Raw genomic sequence first — 16,673 nt, 5'->3', positions numbered from 1 at the left:
AGGTGGTCGAGGTGTGGGCGGATCGCCTCGCACTCGGCGAGGAACTCCTCGATCTCGTCCCGCTCCACGTGGAGGTCGTCGCTGGTAGGCAGTCGGATCCGCCACGGTCGCGCCGTGCGGATCCAGCAGCTCGGGTTGCTCCGTCCCGTCCGGGTAGCGGGAGCGCAACTCCAGCAGGCCGGGCATCCGGCGGAATCTGCGGGTGTTCTTCCCCGAGTCGAGCTTGCCCGTGCTGTCGCGCACCGCGAACAGGGCGGTCGCCGTTCGCCCCCCCCGTTGACTTGATCGGGTACCGCCATATTCGCTCGACCGTTCCTACGATGCACGCCGTTCCGCAGGGATTACAAGAGCATTCTTGCCTGCTCCTGCCCGATATCGGGCAGGAGATGGGCGGTGGTAGTCACAGTCCCAGCGGTCGCGGAGCGTGACGTGGGACCACCCGACCCGGTGCGGCCGGTTCCCTCGTGGCGATGAGTCTGCGGGCATCCGCAGGTCTATCTATTGACGGAGACAACCGACTCATCGGGAGCAAGCCATGGGCCTCATCCACATCGAGCTGTTCGCGACCCTCGACCTCGTCGGGCAGGCGCCCGGCGGGCCCGACGAGGACCCGGCGGGGTTCCCGTTCGGCGGCTGGCAGGCGCCCCTGCTGGACGAGGTCGCCGGGGCGCAGGTCGGTGCCGCGTACGAGGGCGCGGACGCCCTCCTGCTCGGCCGGCGGACGTACGACATCTTCGCCGCCTACTGGCCTCACCAGGAGGGTGGCGAGGACAACGAGATCGCCACGCTCTTCAACCGCGTCCCGAAGTACGTGGCCTCCCGCAGCAGGCCCGACCTCCCGTGGGCCGGGTCCACGCAGCTCGGCCCGGACCTCGCCGCCGCGGTGCGTGAGATCCGTGAGCGGCACGAGCACGTGAAGGTCGTCGGGAGCCTGAACCTCGTGCAGACCCTCCTGCGCGAGAAGCTCTTCGACCGTCTCGATCTCTGGCTGCACCCGATCGTGCTCGGCGTTGGGAAGAAGGTGTTCGACGGCGGTGCGGTGCCCACCAACGTCACGCTCCTCGCAGCCCCGCTGGCCAGCCCGAAGGGCACGGTGTACCTGCGCTACGGGCTCGCGGACGGCATTCCCGCGACGGGCGACATGAGCGCACCGGATCGCGGTGTCGGAAGCGACGGCTGAGGCCGTCCCGCACCTTCGTCAGAGCGCTATGTCGTCATTGCGCGGATACTCTGAGAAGTGTGATCGAGTCTGGACGGTCGCGGCCGCGTAGGCGCCGCGGCCGGGGAAGACTTGTGCGGCTGTCGCCGGTCATCCTGACCGTCGTCATCGCCAGCCTGGCCTACACCACTCCGCCGGAAATGGCCTTCAGCCGCCTCCTGCCCGCGGCGCCGGCCCTGGCCGCCGCCATGTGGCCGGTGCTCCCCACCGTCCTGCTGGGGACGGCCTGCCTCCTGCTGATGATCGGCCTCAGCCTCGTCTTCCCCGACCTGGGGACGTGGTGGACGGCCGCGGGGATCATCGCCGTCACCGTGGCCGCCGCGTACGGAAGCCACGTCCGGCTCCAGCGGGAGCGCACGCTCTTCCAGGTACGGCTCGTCGCCGACGCGGCGCAGCAGGTGGTGCTGAGCCCGCTGCCACAGCGCATCGGCCGCATCGAGATCGAGTCGCTGTACGTCGCGGCCGCCGCGGAGGCCCGTATCGGCGGCGACTTCTACGAGGTGATCGACACGCCGTACGGGGTCAGGCTCCTCATCGGTGACGTGCGGGGCAAAGGCCTGCCCGCGGTGGGGGCGGCCGCGGCGATCGTCAACGCCTTCAGGGAGGCGGCCTACGGCGAGGCCGACATCGTCAACGTCGCACGCAGGCTGGACGCCAGCAGCACCCGCTACAACGCCGCATTTCCCCCCGAGGGGCCGATGGAGCGCTTCGCCACCGCCCTGCTCGTCCAGATCCCGCACGAGGGTAGACGTATCGACGTCCTCAGCTGCGGACACCCTCCGCCGCTGCTCCTGAACCGCGGCAGACTCCGCGTCCTCGAATCCGTCACCCCATCGCCACTGCTCAGCCTCTCGGAGCTGATCGGTGATCAGTACACCATCGACACCTTCGACTTCGCCCCCAACGACCTGCTGCTCCTCTACACCGACGGCATCGCCGAGGCCCGCGCCCGCGACGGCGAGTTCTTCCCGCTGGCGGCCTGGATGCGTCGACAGCCCCCCACACCGCCCCGCGAACTGCTCACCGCTCTCCACCGCGATCTCCTCCGCTACAGCAGAGGACGCCTTGACGACGACATCGCCGCCCTCGCCGTACGCCTGTGCGAGCCCTGAGGCACGCAGTCCGGATCACGCGCCCCCGGAGCTGCGGGGGAGCATCAACGCCGAGTCCGTGTGGACCGTGATGCGTACCGGTGTGAAGGCGGTGGCGTCCAGCGGCGAGTCCCCTGTGCCGGGAGGACGGGCGTAGCGCGGATGGGCGCCTCCACTGATCTGCCAGCGGATACGGTGCCCTGCGGCGAAGCGATGGGCGGTGGTACTCATCCCCACCGTGACCTGCGAGGATGCCGAGCCGGACGTCCGAAGCCGGCCCAGCCCGTCGCAGACGTTGACGGAGCGGCCTTGCGGGTCCACGTCGCACAGACGGGTGAAGACATCGGCGTGTCCGGTGTCCGTGGAGATGCTCAGCCGTGCGGAGACGGGGCCGAGGACGTCCACGGGCTCGGTCAGTGGTGGGCCGGTGAAGGTCAGGACGTCGTCCCGGGCCTCCAGGGTGCCGTTGTCCCGGGGACCGGCGGTGCGGGAGAGCAGCGGGCCGCCGAGGGAGGGCGTGGGCTGGGCCGGGTCGTAGCGGAACGCCGTCACGGGTGCGCAGTCCGTCGGGGCCTGCCGGGTGAGGTGCCCGCCGGGAACGGGGTACCAGGAGACGGCGGCCGCGGCCGGCGGCCATTCGTCGAGGTCCCGCCAGGTGTCTTCGCCGCCGATGTGCACACGCACCGCAGTGGGGCGCAGGCCGGAGGGATCGGCGCACAGGTGGGCGCGCAGCCACGCGAGGCTCTCGGCGAATACCGCCGGCCATCCTTGTTGCAGGGCGGAAGTGTGGGTCCAGGGGCCGACGAGCAGGGCGGTCTCGCACCCGGCCCGGCGCAGCCGGTCGTACTGCTCGAAGGTCTGGTCGGCCAGTATGTCGTGCCATCCGGCGATCAGAGCCGTGGGCACGCGCAGCCGCTGCGCCGACTCCGCCATCGACGCGCCGCGCCAGTAGGCGTCCTCGGGATCCGGGTGCGCCATCACGCCGTCCAGCCAGGGCAGTTCGCTGCCGAAGGCTGACACGTACGCCCCGCGCAGGGGCTGCGCCGTGGTGACCTGGCGCAGGCGGCGCTGCAGACGCAGTGTCGCCCTGAGGAACGGTGCCATGCCCTGGTGCTGGTAGTTCATGCCCACGCCCACGGCGAGGGCGTTCTCCAGGCGCAGGGCGCCGTCCTTGTGGAACAGGGCGTGCGGATCGTGCAGCCCTACTTGCACCACCATCGCCTTGAGCTCCGGCGGCGGGTCCGAAGCGAGGGCCCATTGCGTGTAGCCCAGGTAACTGGGGCCGATGGTCCCCAGTGTTCCGTTGAACCAGGGTTGCTCGCGCAGCCAGGACACCGTGGCCCGGCCGTCGGCGGGCTCGTTGCGCCACAGGTCGAACGCGCCCCCCGAACCTCCGGTGCCGCGACAGCTCTGCAGGACCACGTGGAAGCCCTGTTCGGCGAAGAGCAGGCCGTACTGGGGCGACCACGGCAGGCCTCGGCCATAGGGGGAGCGGACCAGGAGGGTGGGGAAGTCGCCCTGGGCGCGCGGAAAGTAGTGGTCGGTGATCAACGGGCTGCCGTCGGAGGCCGGCACCACCAGCCCCGGCTCCCATCCGGCCTCGTGCCGTTTGGCCGGCAGGCCTCGCCAGGTCGCCCTCATCATCCGTGAGGACAGTGGCGGCTTTCCGGCGGGCGGCAGCCAGGCCGGCCTGGCGGTGGCGGCGTCGGGCGTGCGTGATGGCATGGTGACCCTCCTCTATTCTCGTACGATGTACGAGAATAGAGCATGCTTGGATGACCTTGGCAAGAGCCGCCCCGACAACCAGGAAGGAGTGCGAGGCCGTGCCCAGTGACGGAAAGCCCGGTGCCGAGGGCGTCGATCCCGAACAGCTCTGGCTGCGTCCCGCCGAGCCCGAGCCCCGCAGGGGCCGTAGGCCCTCCTTCAGCCGGGAGGCGATCACCGCGGCAGCCGTCGCTCTGGCGGACGCGGAAGGACTCGACGCGGTCACCATGCGACGCGTGGCCGCCGAGGTCGGAGCGGGCGTGATGTCCCTCTACAGCTACGCCCCCGACAAAGAGACGCTGCTGGAGCTGATGGTCGACCACGTCAGTGGTGAACTCACGGTCACGGACCCGCCCAGTGGCGACTGGCGTGCCGATCTCAAGACCGTGGCACATCTGCAGCGCGCCCACATGCTGCGCCACACCTGGCTGCCCGCCGCCCTGACCACCCGCCGCGTTCCGGGCCCCAACACGCTGGCCTTCCTGGAACACGTGCTCGCCGTCCTGCGGCCCACCGGGCTGGACGGTGCGGCGAAGCTGGAGGTCTTCGCCCAGACCACGGCATTCGTGGCGGGGCACGTCGCCCATGAGATCGCGCAGGCCGCGGTCTCACGATCACCGGACCGGGGCGCAGCCGTGGCCCGCTACCTCGCCGCCGTCGCCGCCGACGGCCGCCACCCGGAACTCGCCGAGGCCCTTTCCGCCCCGGGACGGCCCCTCGCCCCCGAGGCCACCTTCACCCGGTTCCTCAACCGCCTGATCGACGGCCTCGATACCGACTGAGGACAAAAACAAAAGGCAAGGAGAGAGCTCTCCTTGCCACTCTCAACTTATAGCGCACTGGGGGGCTTGCCGCAAGGCCCCGGGCAGGGCGCAGAATCGTCCCTCGTACCGGGTGTCGGGCAAGGATGAGGGACCGTAGTGACTGATCAGTACGTGCTGGAACTCCGAGACATCGATGCGCCACAGGGCGCCCTCGTCGGCGGAAAGGCCGCGCATCTCGGCACGCTGTCGCGGATCGAAGGCATCCGGGTCCCGGACGGCTTCTGCGTGACGACCGAAGCCTTCCGGCAGGCGACGGTGCAAGCGCCGTCGCTCGACGACCAGCTCGATGAGCTTTCGCGCGTGAACCCGGACGACCGAGAGGCGATCCGCACGCTCAGCGCGCAGATCCGCCGCACCATCGAGGACATCGCCGTTCCCCTCGATGTCGCGACGGCGATCACCCACGCTCTCTCCCGGTCCGGAGAGGACGCCGCCTACGCCGTCAGGTCCAGCGCGACGGCGGAGGACCTGCCGACGGCCTCGTTCGCCGGGCAGCAGGACACGTACCTGAACGTCATGGGGCCGGCGGAGATCCTCCGGCACGTCAGCCGTTGCTGGGCCTCGCTGTTCACCGAGCGGGCCGTGACCTACCGCCAGCGCAACGGCATCGACCACCGGACGGTCCACATGGCCGTGGTCGTACAGCGGATGGTCTTCCCGGACGCCTCCGGCATCCTGTTCACAGCCGATCCCGTCACGGGCCACCGCAAGGTCTCCACGGTGGACGCCGGCTTCGGCCTCGGCGAGGCCCTGGTCTCCGGCCTGGTGAACCCGGACGTCTTCAAGGTGAGGGACGGCGAGGTCGTCGCCAGGACGATCGCCGCCAAACACCTGGCTGTTCACGCCCTGCCAACCGGCGGTACGCGCGAAGCGGCGATCGACGCGGAGCGGCAGGAGGAGCCTGCGCTGACCGATGCGCAGGCCGTGCGGCTCGCGCAGTTGGGGCGGCGGATCGAGGCGCACTTCGGCTGCCCGCAGGACATCGAGTGGTGCCTGGTCGGCGACGAGTTCCGGATCGTCCAGAGCCGGCCGATCACCACGCTGTTCCCCGTCCCCGTCCCGGTCGATGGTGGCGGAGGCGGTGGCGACCAGGAGAACCGCGTCTACGTCTCCGTCGGCCACGGGCAGATGATGACCGACCCCATGAAGCCCCTGGGCTCCTCCATGTGGCAGCTCACAGCCATGGTCCCGATGCACGAGGCCGGCGGGCGGCTGTTCGTCGACGTCACCCGGCGCTTGGCGGCGCCCGCGAGCCGCGCTGCCCTGCTGGACGCCATGGAGAAGGGCGATCCGCTGATCAAGGATGCTCTCCAAACCGTCCTCGACCGCGGCGATTTCGTACCGTCCGACCCCGAGCCCGACCCCGTTCCCGTTCCCGGCGGTGGTGGTGCGCCCGCCCCCATCGCGACCGATCCGGCCGTCGTCAGCGGGCTGATCGAGCGCAGCCGGGCCTCCATCTCCGCCCTGGAGCACGGCATCGGGGAGAAGAGCGGGCCCGCGCTGTTCGAGTACCTCCTGCACGAGGCCTTCGTAGAACACCGGCAGGTCCTCAGCGATCCGCTGAGCATTCAGGCGATCATGGCGGGGATGGAGGCCACGTGGTGGCTCAACGACAAGCTGCTCGAATGGCTCGGCGAGAAGAACGCGGCTGACACGCTCACCCTGTCCGCCCCCGACAACATCACGTCCGAGATGGGACTGGCGCTGCTCGACGTCGCGGACGTGATCCGCCCGCTGCCCGAGGTGGTGGCGTTCCTCCAGGACGCCAAGGACCAGGACGCCAAGGACCAGGACGCCAAGGACCAGGACGCCAAGGACCAGGACGCCAAGGACCAGGACGCCGGCGGCCAGGACTTCCTCGACGAACTGCCCAAGCTCCCCGGCGGGACCGAAGCACGCGACGCCATCGAGGCGTACCTCGACCTCTACGGCATCCGCTGCGTCGGCGAGATCGACATCACGAGGCCGCGCTGGCGCGAACGCCCGGCCGCGCTCCTGCCCGCGATCCTCGACAACGTACGGAACTTCGCGCCGGGCGCCGCCGAGCAGCGTTTCGAGCAGGGACGCAAGAGGGCCCGCCAGATGGAGCAGGACGTGCTGTCACGCCTGCGGGCCCTGCCCGACGGGGACCGGAAGGCCGCCGAGACGCAGGGGATGATCGACCGGGTCCGTACCTTCATCGGGTACCGGGAGTACCCGAAGTACGGCATCATCGCCCGCTACTTCCTCTACAAGCAGGCCCTGTTGAAGGAAGCCGGACGCCTCGTGCGGGCCGGAGTCCTCGCCACCGCGGAGGACGCCTTCTACCTCACGTTCCAGGAACTCCACGACGCGGTGCGCTCGAACCAGGTGGACGACCGACTCGTCCAACAGCGCAAGGAAGCGTTCCGCGCCCACCACGCGCTCACCCCGCCCCGGGTCCTCACCTCGGACGGCGAGGCCCTCACCGGGTCCTACCGGCGCGACGACGCCCCGGCCGGCGCCCTGATCGGCGTACCGGTTTCCGCCGGGACGGTCGAGGGACGGGCCCGTGTGGTCCTCGACATCGCGCAGGCCGATCTCGAAGCGGGTGACATCCTGGTCACGCCCTTCACGGACCCCAGTTGGTCGCCGCTGTTCCTCGGGATCGCCGGCCTGGTGACGGAGGTGGGCGGTCTGATGACCCACGGAGCGGTGATCGCCCGCGAGTACGGGCTGCCCGCCGTCGTGGGAGTGGACCGCGCCACCCACCTCATCCAGGACGGCCAGCGGATCCGCGTCCACGGAACCGACGGCTACATCGAGATCCTGTCCTGACGGTCAGTGAGGTGACGGTTCAGTGGGGTGACGGTTTCGGGTTCAGGGCGTTGCCGACGGTGCAGCCGCCCTCTCCGGGCATCCTGTGGATCCGGGGCGGCACCCACACCTCGGTGGCGCCGGGGTCCACGCGGGCGAGCAGGCAGTCCTGCGGGTCGAAGCCGTTGCCCTTGACCGACAGGAGGACGCCGACCCGGCCGCCGTCCGCCTTCACCTCGGTACGGATCGCCGGATCGCCGGATCCAGGTTCAGGGCGGCGAGCGTACGGCGCACCTCGGCCTCGTCGACCTGGCCGCCGTCCGGTACCCGGGGAAGTTTCGCGCGGAGCTCCTCGTACGGCAGCCGGGGCGGTTCGGGCGGCGGGGCGAAGGTCATCGCAGGGCCATCGGGGCAGTCCACGTCACGGGGATCCGCACTCCACTCCGACTCGGGCGACACCTGCACCGTGAAACAGCGCCGTACGGAGACCTCCTCGGGGGCGAGCCATCCCTTGTACGCCGAGCCGGAGGTGCGGATGACCAGGTCGACGCCGTCCCCGTCGTGTGTGGAGGTACCCGTCACCCGCAGTACCTCCACCCCGTCGATGCCGGAAGCCGAGCGTCCGACCTCCTCCGCCGTGCGCGGACGCTGGCCGTAGAGCCGCTCGCCCGCCTTCCTGGCCGCCTCCCGTGCGCCGTCCGTCGCCTCGTCCTCGGCGGACTGCACCACCCCGCATCCGGCGGTGAACAGCAGCAGCGGGGCGAGCAGCAGTAGTCGGCGCATGCGTCCACCCTTGCGGCGCGGTGCGCGGCGGGCCACCGCTCACGTACTCAGGCGGGGGTAGGTGATCGTACTCAGCCGGTGGGCGGGCCCGTCAGCCTGCCGACGGGCCCGACACGATCGCTAGCGCTGGACGACCACGACCGCGTTGCCGACCTTGCGCTCGGTGGGTGCGGTTGCCCGCCAACTGTCCATGGGGCGGTTGTAGAGGGTGTTGTCGATGAGAAGGGTGCTGTCGCCCCCGGAGCCGAGGCTCAAGGCGTCCTTCGCACCGAGCCACTTCATGACGGCTGCGGCTTCATGCACGGTGACGCCGATGCTGCTCTGCGGCATCCTTCCGTCCACGGTCACGAGCAGCAGTTCCCCGGCTGCGGTGACCCCGGCGAGGGTGCGGGGGTGGCGCTGCACGACGCCGTTCGTCGCGACGTTGCTGTCGGGGTTGAGCATGCCGTTGGCGTCGGCGTTGACCAGTATCTCCCCGTTGCGGACCAGGGCGGGCCCGCCGCCTGCCACGGCGGAGAAGGAGGAGCTGGTCACGGGCACGCCATGGGAATCCGTGATGCTCGTACCCGGTTTGAACGACTTTCCGGTCACGCTGTGGGCGCGCAGCCAGTCCGCACCGGTGCCGATTCCTTGCATGACCCGGCTGCCCGCGGGGACGGAGCCGCCGGCGGGGGTGCGGACGTCCTTGACGACCCAGTTTCCGTCCATGACGACGTCCACACTGTTGGTCACGCCCTCTCGCGGCGGGGGTGTGTTGCTGCCCCACTCCGGACGGAAGATGACGATCTCGTTGTCGTCCACGCACAAGGCGTTGCGCACCGGCCGCAGTTCGGGGACGAGTTCGTCCTTGCCGTTCCTGCGGCGGTCCTCGCCGACACCGCCGCAGCCGACGTTGCGTCCCGGTACGCGGTTGATGCCGTCGATCACCTGAACCGCGCCGTCGTGTGCGGTCACCTGGGTGTGCGAACTGACCTCGTCGACCCGGACCCGGGCTCCTGCTCCCTCGAGGAGCAGTGCGGTCCGGCCGTTGTTGGCTTCGCTGAGCAGGCTGTTGCCCTGCACGTAAAGGCCCTGCGGATCACCGCCGAAGCCGGAGAACGAGGGATTGTTCGTCGACTCGATGTCGAAGTCGGAGCCGTTCACCGCGACCAGGGCGCCGGCCGCCTCGCCCATGTCCCGTACCGTCTGGGCCGAGGCGATGTCGCTTCCGTGGACGGCCTTGAACGTGACGGCGGCCGACGGGTCGATCCTCACGACCCGTACCTCCCACGGGCCCGTACTGTCGTTGCCGTCCTGTGCCGTGTAGACGGTCCGCCCGGTGAATCCGGCCTCCTGCAGCGACTTGAGCAGTGCGTCGGCGTCCGAAGGCCGGTCAGGGTCGAAGGAGCCCACGCGCACCATGTGCTGCCGCGGCAGGCCTGCCCCTACGCCCGGTCCGGCCGGGAGCTCCCGAGTGTCCACCCGGCCGGTGAAGCCCTTGGCCTTCAAATCGGCGACCAAGGTATCGGCGAGCTCCCTGTTGCCGGCCGACCAGGTACTGGGCTGCTTGATGAGGAGCTCGACCGACCACGTGTCGGTGGCCTGGCCCTGGGTGTACTTCTCGTACGTGATGCCCGGCGTCTGCGTCGGAACAGCCTTCGCCACGGTCTGCAAGTACGCAGGCCCCAACGGCATACGACCGACTGCGGCCTGTGCTGCGGCGTCAGTGGCGGTGGCCGTGGCTGTGGCTGTGGCTGTGGCAGGCGAAAGGGTGGCCATCGCGCCCAGCGCAACAGTCAAGGCCGTGATACGGCGTACTCGCTTCACTCTCAGGACTCCTAGAACAGGCAGGCAAGGGGTACCAGGGCGGGGACCAGGGAACGGTTGATCACTTCCGCCCGAGCGAAGCTTACGTAGCTGCTGCGATAGTGCGACTGACATGAAGGTCTCGCCAGCCTGGAGATCGAGTCCGGAGGGACGTAGCCTTCCTCGGGTGACGAAGATCGTGACGTACGTCGAGATGACGGACCGAACCCAACTGGTTCCCGGTGATCCGGTCCCGGGCATGGTGCTCGTCGCCGTTGATGGGGACCTGTCGCTGGTTCCCGACCTGATAGCGAGGATCGGAGCGCCCTACCAGTGGCGCAGCGCCCGCCGCAGCCCGCAGGAGTGGGAGGCCTGGTTCGTCGAGCATCCGAACCTGACGTGTTGGCTGCTGACCGTGGCGGACGAGCCCGCGGGCGTGGTCTGTTACGACCTCCACGCGGGCGCCGACGTCGAGATCAGGACGTTCGGGCTGCTGCCGGAGTTCACCGGCAAGGGCCTCGGCGGCCATGCGCTGACGCTCGCGATCCGGCAGGGCTGGGAACTGGTGCCGGGCGTGCGCCGCGTATGGCTGCACACGTCCTCGGAAGACAACCCGAACGCGCTGCCCAACTACCAGCGCCGTGGGCTGCGTACCTTCAAGACCGAAGCATGCGATTGACCGGCGTGAGCTGAGGGCGAAGCGGGAGCCCGCCTGCTTCTGGCACAGGCGGGCTCCCGCGACTGAGTGGTGCGGTGGTAGTGGTCAGCCGTTCTCGGCCTGGAACATCCAGTGGTGCTTTTCGAGGTCCGCGGTGATGCTGATGATGAGGTCCTGGCTCACCGGGTCCGCGTCCCCGGTCGCCTCGATACGCTCCCGCATTCGCGTGATCACGGCGCCGAGCGCATGCACCATGGTGCGTACCGCGTCCGTGTCCCTGACCCGCCCCTCGGGCACCGCCCCGATGCCGTCGTTGCGTGCCACGGTCGCGGCGCGCCCATCGGGAGGGACGCCGAGGGTCGCGGCCCGTTCGGCGACCGCGTCCGAGTGCAGGCGCGTCGTGTCGACGACCTCGTCGAGCTGTAGGTGCACGGAGCGGAAGCGCGGTCCGACGACGTTCCAGTGGATCTGCTTGGCCGCCAGGGTGAGGTTGGCCAGGTCCTCCAGCGATCCCTGCAGGGCGCCGGCGACGGCCTTCAGGTCGCTCTCCGGAAGGGTGCTCTCGACTGTGTACATGCGACTCCTCCTGATTACGGATTCAATATCACCCTAGATCCTGTCTAACCACACCAGAAGGGACGAAAGTCCTGCAATAGGGGAGTGGTGGTCGGGCCCGCCGCGAAGGCGTCGGCGGCCGGCGGTCGTAGTGTCGAACCTGATCCCAAGGTGAGGAGTTCTGATGCGCAGCGTGACTTACTCGATGGGCGTGTCACTCGACGGCTACATCGTCGGGCCGGACGGCACCTTCGACTGGACGGACCCCGGTGAGGACGTCTTCCGCTTCTGGATCGACGAGATTCAACGCGTCGACGTCCACCTGCTGGGGCGACGGCTGTACGAGACGATGCTGTACTGGGAGACCGCCGAACAGGATGCATCGCTCGACGCGTTGAACCTTGAATGGGCGGCGCTCTGGAATCCGCTCCCCAAGGTGGTGTTCTCCACCACGCTGTCGACGGTGCAAGGCAACGCCCGCCTGCTCTCCGGTGGGTTGGCGGAGGAGATCGAGCGGCTGCGGGCCGAGCCGGGTGAAGGCGACATCGCGATCGGCGGCGCGACCCTCGCCGCCGAGGCGGCCGCGGCGGATCTGATCGACGAGTACCAGGCCGTGGTCTACCCGGTACTGGTCGGCGGTGGCATTCCGTTCTTCCCCCGGAGCGAGCGCCGGGTGGACCTGGAACTCGTCGAGACCCGCACCTTCAGCTCAAAGGTCGTCTACCTCCGCTATCGCGTGGCGCGCCCGTCCGCGCCTTAGGCGGGCCGGGGCGTGGAGTGACGTAGGGTGATCGGCGCAGCGGTGCGTCAGTGCCGCATGGCGTACGGCACCAGGGGACGGGACCTACAACGATGAAGCTCGGCGAAGCACTGGCGGAGCGCGCGGAGGCGGCGCGCCGCGTCGAACAGCTGCGGGCCCGTATCGTGGCCAACGCCCGCTACCAAGAGGGCGAGACCCCCGCCGAGGACCCGGCCGGGCTGCTGGCCGAGGTCACCGAGACCCTCGACGCCCTGGAGTCCCTGATCCGGCGCATCAACCGGACCAACGCCGCCGTCGACATGGGCGCCGACGGCACCCTCACCGACGCCCTCGCCCGCCGCGACACCCTGCGCCTGCGCCACTCCGTGCTCACCTCGGCCGCCGATGCCGCCGCGGGCAGCGGGGACCGAGGCTACGGCCGTCAGCTGCGCTCCGAGCTGATGGTGCTCCCCGCGCTGCCGGTCGCCGAGCTGCGTGCCCGCGCCGATGACGCCGCCCGCGAGATCCGCGAGATCGACGTACGCATCCAGCGCACCAACTGGGAGGCCGACCTCCTGGACTGAGACCGCGGTGCGGAGCAGGTAGTTGCTCCGGAGGCGTGCACAACCGAGGGCCGGCGGTTACCGGCCCGGCTGGCGCGCGGAGAGCAGCGCATCGGGTTCGACTCCCGAGATGACAGTGCAGCTCAGCAGCGTGACGAGTCACAGCGCATCGCGCACATTTCATCACCACGTGCAGATCCGGTCGTGACGAGGGTGGGTTCGGGGCATCCGCATCGCAGGACGGCGCCCGGGCCGGGAGTTCAAGCTCCCGGCCCGGGCGCTGTGTCGTTCTCGGGGCCCTGCTCAACGTCCTTGTGTGCGCGAGGCGTTGACAAACGCGGCAACTGAGAGAAACCTGTGGCGCCATGACTGCATATCAGCAATCAGATCACTCAAAAATCAAAGAGTGTTGCGCAAAATCACGGCAATCGTGCCTGCGGCTGCTGGCCGGACTGCTGGTAGCCGGGCTGATGGCCCTCGGCCTGGTGCCCGCCGGCTCCGCCGCCGCTGCGGGCGGCCCCAACCTCGCTCTCGGCAAGACGGTCACCGCGAGCGGCTCCCTCGGCGGGTACGGTGCCGCGGCGGCCACCGACGGCAATCAGGGCTCGTACTGGGAGAGTCCTTCGGGCGCCTTCCCGCACTGGATACAGGTCGACCTCGGCAGCAGCGTCTCCGTGGACCAGGTGGTGCTGAAGCTGCCCGCCTCGTGGGAGGCGCGTACCGAGACGCTGGGCGTCCAGGGCGGCACGGACGGGAACACCTTCAGTACGCTGTCGGCCTCCGCGGGGCGGGTGTTCGACCCGAGCCGGTCCAACACCGTGACCATCGCCTTCGCCGCCACGACCGTGCGTCAGGTGCGGCTGAGCATCAGCGGCAACACCGGCTGGCCGGCCGCCCAGATAGCGGAGTTCGAGGTCTATGCGGCAGCCGGCGGCGGTGACCCGGGGGACCCCGGTGACCCGGGCACCCCGCCCCCGACCGGGGTGAACCTGGCCAAGGCCAAGCCCATCGAGGCCTCCTCCACCACCCAGTCGTTCGTCGCGTCCAACGCCAACGACGACAGCGTCAGCACCTACTGGGAGGCCGCCGGCCAGCAGTCCACGCTGACGGTCAAGCTCGGCTCCAACGCCGATGTCACCGTGGTGGTCCTCAGGCTCAACCCGGACCCAGCCTGGTCCAACCGCACGCAGAGCTTCGAGATCCTGGGCCGCGAGCAGTCGGCGAGCGGCTTCACCTCCCTGAAGGCCCGTGCCGACTACGCGTTCAGCCCGGCCGGCAACCAGAACACAGTGACCGTCCCGGTCACCGGCCGAGTCGCCGACGTCCGGCTGGTGTTCTCCGGCAACACCGGGGCCGGCGGCGGCCAGGCAGCCGAGTTCCAGGTCATCGGCGCCCCCGCTCCGAACCCCGACCTCGGCGTCACCGACCTCTCCTGGTCCCCGGCGGCCCCCTCCGAGAGCGACGCCGTCACCGTCGACGCCACGGTCCGCAATGCCGGTACGGTCGCCTCCCCGGCCACCTCCCTCAACGTCAGCATCGAAGGCGCGGTTGCGGGCAGCGCCCCGATCGGCGCCCTCGCCGCCGGCTCCTCGACCACCGTCTCCGTGTCCGCCGGCAAGCGCCCGATGGGCAGCTACACCGTCTCGGCCGTCGTCGACCCGGCCGGCACCGTCGTCGAGCAGGACGAGACCAACAACAGCCGCACCGCCGCGGCGAAGCTCGTCGTCGGCCAGGCCCCCGGCCCCGACCTGGAAGCCCTCTCCATCACCACGGACCCGGCCAACCCTGCCGTGGGCGCACCGGTCTCCTTCACCGTGGCCGTACGCAACCGCGGTACCACCGCCGTGAGCGCGGGCACCGTCACCCGGCTCGTCGCGGGCACCACCACCCTGGGCGGCCCCACCCCGGCGATCGCGGCCGGAGCGACCGTCAACGTGCCGATCAACGGGACCTGGAGGGCGGTCAGCGGCGGAGCCACCCTCACGGCCACCGCCGACGGGACCTCCCTCGTCACCGAAACCAACGAGGGCAACAACAGCTACTCCCGCGCCGTGGTGGTCGGCCGGGGCGCGGCGCTCCCGTACACCGAGTACGAGGCGGAGGCCGGTACCTACACCGGCACCCTGCTGCAGAGCGACGCCAAGCGCACCTTCGGCCACACCAACTTCGCCACCGAGTCCTCGGGCCGCGAATCGGTCCGCCTCACCTCGACCGGCCAGTACGTGCAGTTCACCTCGACGGGCGCGGCCAACTCGATCGTCGTGCGCAACTCCGTCCCCGATGCCGCGAGCGGGGGCGGCGCCGACGCCACCATCAGCCTCTACATCAACGGAGCCTTCGCCCAGAAGCTCGACCTGACCTCCAAGTACAGCTGGCTCTACGGCAGTACCGACAGCCCCGAGGGCCTGACCAACACCCCCGGCGGTGACGCCCGCAGACTCTTCGACGAGTCCCACGCGCTCCTCGCGCAGAGCTACCCGGCGGGCACCACCTTCCGCCTCCAGCGCGACGCGGGCGACACGGCCGCGTACTACGTCATCGACCTGGTGGACCTGGAGCAGGTGGCCCCGGCGGCGGCGAAGCCCGCCGAGTGCACCTCGATCACCGACTACGGCGCGATCCCCAACGACGGAATCGACGACACGGTCGCCATCCAGAAGGCGGTGACCGCCGACCAGAACGGCCAGATCGCCTGCGTATGGATCCCGCAGGGCCAGTGGCGCCAGGAGCAGAAGATCCTCACCGACGACCCGCTGAACCGGGGCCAGTTCAACCAGGTGGGCATCAGCAACGTCTCCATCCGCGGCGCGGGCATGTGGTACTCACAGCTCTACACGCTGACCGCGCCGCAGAACGCGGGCGGCATCAACCACCCGCACGAGGGCAACTTCGGCTTCGACATCGACGACAACACGCAGATCTCCGACATCGCCATCTTCGGCTCGGGCACCATCCGGGGCGGTGACGGCAACGCCGAGGGCGGCGTGGGCCTGAACGGGCGCTTCGGCAAGAACACGAAGGTCACCAACGTGTGGATCGAACACGCCAACGTGGGCGTCTGGGTGGGCCGCGACTACGACAACATCCCGGCCCTGTGGGGTCCCGGCGACGGCATCGAGTTCAGCGGCATGCGCATCCGCGACACCTACGCCGACGGCATCAACCTCGCCAACGGCACGCGCAACTCGACCGTCTTCAACTCCTCCTTCCGCACCACCGGAGACGACGCCCTCGCGGTGTGGTCCAGCAAGTACGTCAAGGACCAGTCGGTGGACATCGGCCACGACAACCACTTCCGCAACAACACCATCCAGCTCCCGTGGCGCGCCAACGGCATTGCCCTGTACGGCGGTTACGGCAACACCATCGAGAACAACCTGATCTACGACACCATGAACTACCCCGGCATCATGCTCGCGACCGACCACGACCCGCTGCCCTTCTCCGGGCAGACCCTGATCTCGGGCAACGGGCTGTTCCGTACGGGCGGCGCCTTCTGGGGCGAGGCCCAGGAGTTCGGGGCGATCACACTGTTCGCGGCCAACCTGCCCATCCCGGGTGTCACCATCCGTGACACCGACATCCACGACTCGACCTACGACGGAATCCAGTTCAAGACCGGCGGGGGCAGCACGCCCGACGTGAAGGTCACCAACGTACACATCGAGAAGTCCAACAACGGAGCCGGCATCCGCGCCCACGGTGGGGCGCGCGGTAGCGCGACCCTGTCGAACGTCACCATCACGGGCTCGGCCGACGGGGACGTCCTGGTCGAACCGGGGTCGCAGTTCGTGATCAGCGGCGGGGCGAACTGACCCGCCCGGGCGGGGGGGGGGGGGGGGGGGGGGGGGGGGGGGGGGGGGGGGGGGGGGGGGGGGGGGGGGGGGGGGGGGGGGGGGGGGAGGGGGGGGGGGGGG

13 protein-coding genes are annotated in these 16,673 nt (G+C 69.8%); 8 read left to right on the top strand and 5 right to left on the bottom strand.

Features of this window, described 5'->3' with window-relative positions:
* The first annotated feature begins 535 nt into the window (after positions 1 to 535).
* Both ACZ7GJ_RS37080 and ACZ7GJ_RS37075 read left to right on the top strand, forming a co-directional pair.
* Positions 536 to 1,180, top strand: a complete 645-nt coding sequence (locus tag ACZ7GJ_RS37080) for a dihydrofolate reductase family protein (RefSeq protein WP_470758260.1) — start codon at positions 536 to 538, stop codon at positions 1,178 to 1,180.
* 113 nt (positions 1,181 to 1,293) lie between these two features.
* Positions 1,294 to 2,331 carry a PP2C family protein-serine/threonine phosphatase gene (locus ACZ7GJ_RS37075; RefSeq protein ID WP_470758259.1) on the top strand — a complete coding sequence of 346 codons (1,038 nt, stop codon included), beginning with the start codon at positions 1,294 to 1,296 and terminating at the stop codon, positions 2,329 to 2,331.
* Positions 2,332 to 2,346: 15 nt separating this feature from the next.
* Here the strand turns inward: ACZ7GJ_RS37075 and ACZ7GJ_RS37070 are convergent, their stop codons facing one another.
* Positions 2,347 to 3,951 (bottom strand): CocE/NonD family hydrolase, encoded by a 1,605-nt coding sequence (locus ACZ7GJ_RS37070; RefSeq protein ID WP_470758272.1) that lies wholly within the window; start codon positions 3,949 to 3,951, stop codon positions 2,347 to 2,349.
* A gap of 182 nt (positions 3,952 to 4,133) precedes the next feature.
* Between ACZ7GJ_RS37070 and ACZ7GJ_RS37065 the strand changes: the two genes are divergently transcribed.
* Complete coding sequence (locus ACZ7GJ_RS37065) at positions 4,134 to 4,856, top strand: TetR/AcrR family transcriptional regulator C-terminal domain-containing protein (protein ID WP_470758258.1); 723 nt, start codon at positions 4,134 to 4,136, stop codon at positions 4,854 to 4,856.
* A 138-nt stretch (positions 4,857 to 4,994) separates the two neighbouring features.
* A complete protein-coding gene (rph, locus tag ACZ7GJ_RS37060) occupies positions 4,995 to 7,694 on the top strand; it encodes a rifamycin-inactivating phosphotransferase (protein WP_470758256.1) in 2,700 nt (899 codons plus the stop codon).
* Positions 7,695 to 7,713: 19 nt separating this feature from the next.
* Here the strand turns inward: rph and ACZ7GJ_RS37055 are convergent, their stop codons facing one another.
* The 3 genes from ACZ7GJ_RS37055 to ACZ7GJ_RS37045 form a co-directional block, all read right to left on the bottom strand.
* Positions 7,714 to 7,908 (bottom strand): hypothetical protein, encoded by a 195-nt coding sequence (locus tag ACZ7GJ_RS37055; RefSeq protein ID WP_470758255.1) that lies wholly within the window; start codon positions 7,906 to 7,908, stop codon positions 7,714 to 7,716.
* Positions 7,905 to 8,456 carry a translation initiation factor IF-2 gene (locus ACZ7GJ_RS37050; RefSeq protein WP_470758254.1) on the bottom strand — a complete coding sequence of 184 codons (552 nt, stop codon included), beginning with the start codon at positions 8,454 to 8,456 and terminating at the stop codon, positions 7,905 to 7,907. Before ACZ7GJ_RS37050 ends, ACZ7GJ_RS37055 begins: the two co-directional genes overlap by 4 nt.
* Before the next feature lie 120 nt (positions 8,457 to 8,576).
* Positions 8,577 to 10,100 carry a phosphodiester glycosidase family protein gene (locus tag ACZ7GJ_RS37045; protein WP_470758253.1) on the bottom strand — a complete coding sequence of 508 codons (1,524 nt, stop codon included), beginning with the start codon at positions 10,098 to 10,100 and terminating at the stop codon, positions 8,577 to 8,579.
* 328 nt (positions 10,101 to 10,428) lie between these two features.
* On the opposite strand from ACZ7GJ_RS37045, the gene ACZ7GJ_RS37040 reads away from it, so the two are divergent.
* Positions 10,429 to 10,920, top strand: a complete 492-nt coding sequence (locus tag ACZ7GJ_RS37040) for a GNAT family N-acetyltransferase (protein ID WP_470758252.1) — start codon at positions 10,429 to 10,431, stop codon at positions 10,918 to 10,920.
* Positions 10,921 to 11,004: 84 nt separating this feature from the next.
* Here ACZ7GJ_RS37040 and ACZ7GJ_RS37035 read toward each other — a convergent pair whose 3' ends face one another.
* Positions 11,005 to 11,475, bottom strand: a complete 471-nt coding sequence (locus tag ACZ7GJ_RS37035) for a Dps family protein (RefSeq protein ID WP_470758251.1) — start codon at positions 11,473 to 11,475, stop codon at positions 11,005 to 11,007.
* 163 nt (positions 11,476 to 11,638) lie between these two features.
* On the opposite strand from ACZ7GJ_RS37035, the gene ACZ7GJ_RS37030 reads away from it, so the two are divergent.
* The 3 genes from ACZ7GJ_RS37030 (at position 11,639) to ACZ7GJ_RS37020 (ending at position 16,571) form a co-directional block, all read left to right on the top strand.
* On the top strand, positions 11,639 to 12,214 hold the full coding sequence (locus ACZ7GJ_RS37030) for a dihydrofolate reductase family protein (RefSeq protein ID WP_470758250.1): 576 nt from the start codon (positions 11,639 to 11,641) through the stop codon (positions 12,212 to 12,214).
* Between the two features lie 92 nt (positions 12,215 to 12,306).
* Positions 12,307 to 12,777: a DIP1984 family protein gene (locus ACZ7GJ_RS37025; protein WP_470758248.1), complete on the top strand. Its 471-nt coding sequence runs from the start codon at positions 12,307 to 12,309 to the stop codon at positions 12,775 to 12,777.
* A 449-nt stretch (positions 12,778 to 13,226) separates the two neighbouring features.
* A complete protein-coding gene (locus tag ACZ7GJ_RS37020) occupies positions 13,227 to 16,571 on the top strand; it encodes a CARDB domain-containing protein (protein WP_470758246.1) in 3,345 nt (1,114 codons plus the stop codon).
* Positions 16,572 to 16,673 lie beyond the last annotated feature (102 nt).

Source organism: Streptomyces sp. NPDC037242 (assembly GCF_055604165.1).
Note: the sequence above shows the minus strand (reverse complement) of the source record. Positions and strands in the feature narration are given on the sequence as shown.